This is a genomic window from Pengzhenrongella sp., assembly GCF_036565025.1.
Lineage (GTDB): Bacteria > Actinomycetota > Actinomycetes > Actinomycetales > Cellulomonadaceae > Pengzhenrongella.
Window position 1 is genome coordinate 1 of the sequence record NZ_DATCNW010000415.1, and the last position, 4,020, is coordinate 4,020.

Genomic DNA, 4,020 nt, shown 5'->3' on the forward strand with positions numbered 1-4,020 from the left:
TCGCTGCGCTCACCTCCCGACGGTAGGTGATCGCGGCGCCGCCGCGGGTGCTGCTCCAGCCACCGAACGAGCGCTCCGGCGCGGGTGCGCGGCCCGCCCACTGCGCGACGCCGCCCACCGTCCACCGCGAGGTGACGTCGACCCGCGACTCGAGGGTCCACACCCGTCCGAGGCCCCGCAACGACCCGAGCCGGAGGGCGGGCAGGCGCGAGTCGTCGAAGTTCGAATGACCCCAGATCTCCACGGTCGCGGCCAGGTCCACCCGGCCGGTGCACGCGGACACGTCGATCAGGTCGGTGGCGCCGAACCGGGCGATCGTCGCGAGCTCGACGCCGTCGACGGACACCTCGACGATGTCGCTCGCACCGGCGATCACCAGGGCGTCCACCCCGGTCGCGTCCAGGCTCGCGAGGTACCGGCCGCGTCCGCGGTACACGCCGCGGGCCTCGAGCGCCGGGGGCAGGTCCGCCGGGGCGGTCAGGCCGGTGCGCGGGTACAGATCGGTCGCCGGGGTGACCCGCACGGCGGCGACCGGCAGCGCCGGGCGGGTCGGCCCGGGCTCGTCGGTCGGGCCCGTCGCCGAAGCGCGCCGGCCCACGACCTGCACGACGATCCGGCCGGCGGTGGTGCTCAGCACGGCCGACGGCGCCGGCTCCCACGGCCCGGCGACGTCGAGCCGCACGGCGGTGACGCTGCGCGCCACGCGCACGTCCCCGACCCCTTCGACGTCGAGGTCGCCGAGGCCGGAGAAGACCACGGTGACGGGCACGTCGGAGGCCAGCTCGAGCACGAGGCCCGCGCAGTCCTGCCGCGCCCCGACCAGATCCGCGGAGGCGAGCTCGAGCGTGCCCGGAAAGCCCCAGCCCGCGAGCGGCACGCCCACAAGCAGCAGGGGGCACTGCCCGGCCGGCACCGCCACCTGGACGGCGCCGGTCGCGAGGGTGAGGTGTGCGACGCCGTCGTCGGCGCCGAGGTTGGGCACGGCGATCAGCTGACCGCCGCCGGTGAGGTTGAGCGCGGAGGGTGACCCTGCGCTCGGAAAATCGGTCGCCAGGCCCGCCGCGAGGTCGGCCGTGGTGCCCGACGTCGCGAGCTTGTCGCCGAGCGCGGCGATGACCCGGGCGAACAGCCGGGCCTCGGCGTACTCGCGCCGCGGCTGCCCGGTCGCCGAGACGTAGCCGCCGAAGTCGTAGGCGTGGCTCATGAAGCTGCCGGGGTCTCCCCAGTTGCCCGCCGACGGCGTCAGGCCGAAGTTCCAGCCGGACGACTGCAGGTAGGGAGCGATGAGCCGCGCACCGCTCGCGAACATGCGGCGCAGCGTGCGGTGCGCCCGGTTCGTCTCGGTGATGAGCAGCGGGAGCCCGCGTTCGGCGAGCACGTCGGCGTAGCGACGGACCTCGGCCTCGATCGCCGGCGAGGCGTCGTCGGGGTAGAAGTTGCAGGCCACCAGGACGTCGTCGACGTCCCCGGTGGCCCCGGCCAGGTCGCCCTGCCCGGCGCATGCGATGAGCGGCACCCGGATGCCGCCCGCGCGTGCCAGGTCGCGCAGCGCGCTGAGGTAGCCGGTCCGGTCGTGGCAGTCGAAGAAGTCGAGCTCGTTCTCGAGCTGGACGGCGATGATCGAGCCCGCCGACGGCGTGCCGCCCGGGTCCACCTGACGCGCGGCCAGGATCGGCAGGATCCGGTCGAACCAGCGCTCGACCTGCGCGAGGTAGCGCGGTTCGTTCTGCCGGACCCGCAGCTCGGGATCGAGCGTGAGCCAGGCGGGCAGCGCGCCACCGTCCCATTCGGAGCAGATGTAGGGGCCGGGCCGCGCGATGACGTGCAGGCCGGCGTCGCGGGCCAGGTCGAGGAACGCCGCGACGTCCCGCTCCCCGGAGAAGTCCCACTCACCGGGAGCGAGCTCGTGGAAGTTCCACGGCAGGTAGACATCGACGCAGGTGTACCCGGATTCGGCGACCTGCGCCAGGCGCGCCCGCCACTGTGCGCGCGGCAGCCGGAAGTAGAACAGCGATGCGCAGAGCAGGACGTGCGAGGTCCCGATCAGGTCGCCAGACAGGGCATCCGACGGATCGCCGGACGCCTGCCGGTGGGGACGGGTGATCGGCAGGGTCACTTCACTCCCGCGCTTCCGCCGGAGATGTTCATCTCGTACAGGTACTTCTGGCCGAGGTAGTAGATGACGATCATCGGCAGCGTGAGCAGGATCGAGCCGACCATGACCAGATTCCATGGCGGGGCCTGGAGCGCCTGCCCGGTGCTGGTGATGTACTGCACGCCGAGCGCGAGCGGCATCTTGGCCTCGTCGCTGAGGTAGATGAGCGGACCCATGAAGTCGCCCCAGGCGGCGGTCAGGGTGAAGATCCCGATGGCGATCAGCACCGGGAACATCATCGGCAGGGTGATCCGGCGGAAGATGCCGAAGAATCCCAGCCCGTCGATCATCCCCGCCTCGTCGATCTCCCCGGACAGCCGGCTGACGAACTGCCGGATGAGAAAGATGTTGAAGGCGTTGGAGAAGAAGTTCGGGATGATCAGCGGCAGGAACGTGTTCACCCATCCCAACTCCTTGAACATGATGAACTGGGGGATCATCGTGATCTGGGCGGGGATCATCATGGTCGCGAGCACGACCATGAACACCGCGTTCTTCCCGGGCGCGCGCATCCGCGCGAAGGCATAGCCGACCAGCGAGCTCGACAGCACCTGCCCGACTGCGGAGAGCGTCGCGATGATGACGGAGTTCAGCAGGAACCGGCCCATCGGCAGATCCGTGGTGAACACCCGCACGAAGTTCTCGAAGTGGAACTCCCTGGGGAAGATCGTGAACGCGTTCTGGTTCACGGTCGCGTCGCTCGACAACGCGATCGAGACGAGCAGGATGAACGGCACGAACAGAATCGACGAGACGACGATCAGCGTCGCGTAGGTAGCAGGGGTGGCCCGGAACGCCCGCAGCGTGCGGGCATGATGACCGCTCTTCGCGGTCGGCGTTGCCGGGACGGGGCTCGCGTCAGGCGGCGCGAGAGTGGTCAGTGCCATCAGCGGTTCACCTCGTGCTCGTAGAAGACCCATTTGCGACTTGTCCTGAAGGCGATCAGGGTGCATCCGAGGATCACCACGAAGAGCAGCCAGGAGATCGCCGAGGCATACCCCATGTGGTAGAAGGAGAATGCCTCCTGGAACAGCAGCGGCACGATCATCTGGCTTGCGTTGTTCGGCCCTCCCTGGGTGAGGATGTATACCTGGGCGAAGACCTGGAACGAGCCGATCAGCCCCATGATGAGGTTGAAGAAGATGATGGGCGTGACCTGCGGGAACGTGATGCTCCAGAACTGTCGGATCGGCCCCGCGCCGTCGATCTCCGCAGCCTCGTAGAACTCCGTCGGGATCCCCTTCATCGCGGCGAGGAGCAGGACCGTCGCCCCGCCCGCGCCCCACACGGACAGCAGGATGATCGCGGGCTTGACCGAGTTCGCATCGAGCAACCACGCCGGCCCGGTGATCCCGAACAGGGCGAGAAACTTGTTGAGCGGCCCGGTGGTCGGTGCCAGGACCATCTTGAAGACCAGTGCGGTCGCGACGATCGGCACCAGGGTCGGCAGGTAGATCACGGTCCGGAAGAGCTTACGGAACCGGACCCGCTTGTTCAGCAGGTTGGCCAGCCACAGCCCGATGCCCATGCTGAGCGGGACCGAGACCACCGCGAAGTAGAACGTGTTCCCCAGCGACTTCCAGAAGATCGGGTCGTCGGTGAGCAACTTGATGTAGTTGGCCAGACCGACGAACGCAGGCGCCGTGAACGAGTCCCAGTCCGTCAGGGAGAAGTAGATCGAGGCAACCATCGGCCCGAACAAGAAGACCAGGAACCCGATGATCCACGGCGAGATGAACAGGTAGAACAGTCGCGCCTCTTGCTTGCGCCGTTTGGTCAGCCGGGGCCGGCGCCCGGGCGCACGGGGCGCCCGGGTGGCGGGAGTGCCGGCAGGTCGAGAAAGCGCCTGCGCCAGGGTCACTTGG

Annotated in this window: 3 protein-coding genes; all 3 read right to left on the minus strand. The window is 69.2% G+C overall.

What is annotated here, in order from left to right; genetic code table 11:
- A partial coding sequence (locus VIM26_RS23775) for a beta-galactosidase (protein WP_331955808.1) occupies positions 1-2,116 on the minus strand: 2,116 nt, incomplete at its 3' end.
- Positions 2,113-3,042, minus strand: a complete 930-nt coding sequence (locus tag VIM26_RS23780) for a carbohydrate ABC transporter permease (protein ID WP_331955809.1) — start codon at positions 3,040-3,042, stop codon at positions 2,113-2,115. The genes VIM26_RS23780 and VIM26_RS23775, both read right to left, overlap by 4 nt.
- Positions 3,042-4,020 (minus strand): carbohydrate ABC transporter permease (locus VIM26_RS23785; RefSeq protein WP_414696554.1); only part of this gene is annotated, 979 nt, incomplete at its 5' end. The genes VIM26_RS23785 and VIM26_RS23780, both read right to left, overlap by 1 nt.